We start from the raw sequence: 1094 nt of genomic DNA, 5'->3' as shown, positions 1-1094 counted from the left end.
ACGAAACCGATTCCGGCGCGCGCCACAGCACCAGCGGGATAAACAGGACCGAGCATACCGCGCCGAATACGAACACGGCGCGCCAGTCATACATCGACAGCAGCACCGCCGAGATCGAGCCGCCGATGATCGTGCCGACCGGATAACCCGCCGCCATCAGCACCACTGCGAGCGAACGGTTTTTCGCGTTCGCGGCTTCGGCCACGGCGGCGTTGGTTGCGGCGAGCATGCCGCCAATACCTAGCCCGGTGAGCACGCGCCAGGCGGACAGGACTTCAACGCCATTCGCAGTCGCTGCGCCCAGCATCCCGATGGTCATCAGGCACAGGCAGGAAAGGATGGTCGCACGTCGGCCGATCTTGTCGGCGACGCCGCCGAGGAAAAGCGATCCGATCGCCATGCCGATCAGCTCCATTGACAGCACGATGCCGAGCGCGGCGCGGTCGATACCCCAATCGGCCGCGATGCCAGGGGAGGCAAAGCTGATCGACAGCACGTCGAACCCGTCAAGCGCGTTCAGCCCGATCATCGTCGCGACGACGCCCCATTGAAACCGCGACATTGGCTCGCGGTCGATCACTGCACGTGGATCGGTAGCCATAACCCCTCCGGGACTCAGTTTGTTATATTGGAAAACTAGTTCACCGATAGATGCGTGCGAGCATTTCCTCAAGCGTGTCGAGCTCGGTTTGGGAAAAACGCGCCTTCAACCATGTCTCATGCTCGACGATCGCGGCTTTGGCGGTCGCCAGCATTGCGGCGCCATCAACGGTCAACCGAAACGCGATGCGTCGCCCGTCGGTGCGAGACGGGCTGCGCGACAAAAGCCCGCGTTTTTCCAAGCCATGCACCTAGGCCATCGTGGTTGCGCGATCCATGTCTAGCGCCCGCGCCAGATCCGTCTGCGCCAGATCGGGATGATCGCCCGCCAGCCAAAGCACTGACACTTGCTTCTGCGTCAGCCCCAGATCGGCGAAGTGATCGGCAAAATGCCTTTGTACCGCGCCATGCGCCCGCCGCAGCCGCAAACCCAGATTCCGGTCAAGATCGCCGCGCTCAATCCGCGCCATGCGCAGCTTCAGCAGTAGGCATTT

At 62.5% G+C, this 1094-nt stretch carries 3 protein-coding genes; all 3 read right to left on the bottom strand.

Annotated features, from left to right (window positions below; all coding sequences use genetic code 11):
- The coding region (locus U1769_RS25325; protein ID WP_332720918.1) for an MFS transporter at positions 1-601 on the bottom strand (601 nt) is incomplete at its 3' end.
- A 40-nt stretch (positions 602-641) separates the two neighbouring features.
- The gene (locus U1769_RS25320) at positions 642-842 is read right to left on the bottom strand and encodes a winged helix DNA-binding protein (RefSeq protein ID WP_332720917.1); all 201 of its coding nucleotides are present in this window, start codon (positions 840-842) and stop codon (positions 642-644) included.
- A gap of 9 nt (positions 843-851) precedes the next feature.
- The coding region (locus U1769_RS25315; RefSeq protein ID WP_503644646.1) for a winged helix DNA-binding protein at positions 852-1094 on the bottom strand (243 nt) is incomplete at its 5' end.

The organism is Parasphingomonas zepuensis (assembly GCF_036663735.1).
Classification (GTDB): domain Bacteria; phylum Pseudomonadota; class Alphaproteobacteria; order Sphingomonadales; family Sphingomonadaceae; genus Sphingomonas.
Note: the sequence above shows the minus strand (reverse complement) of the source record. Positions and strands in the feature narration are given on the sequence as shown.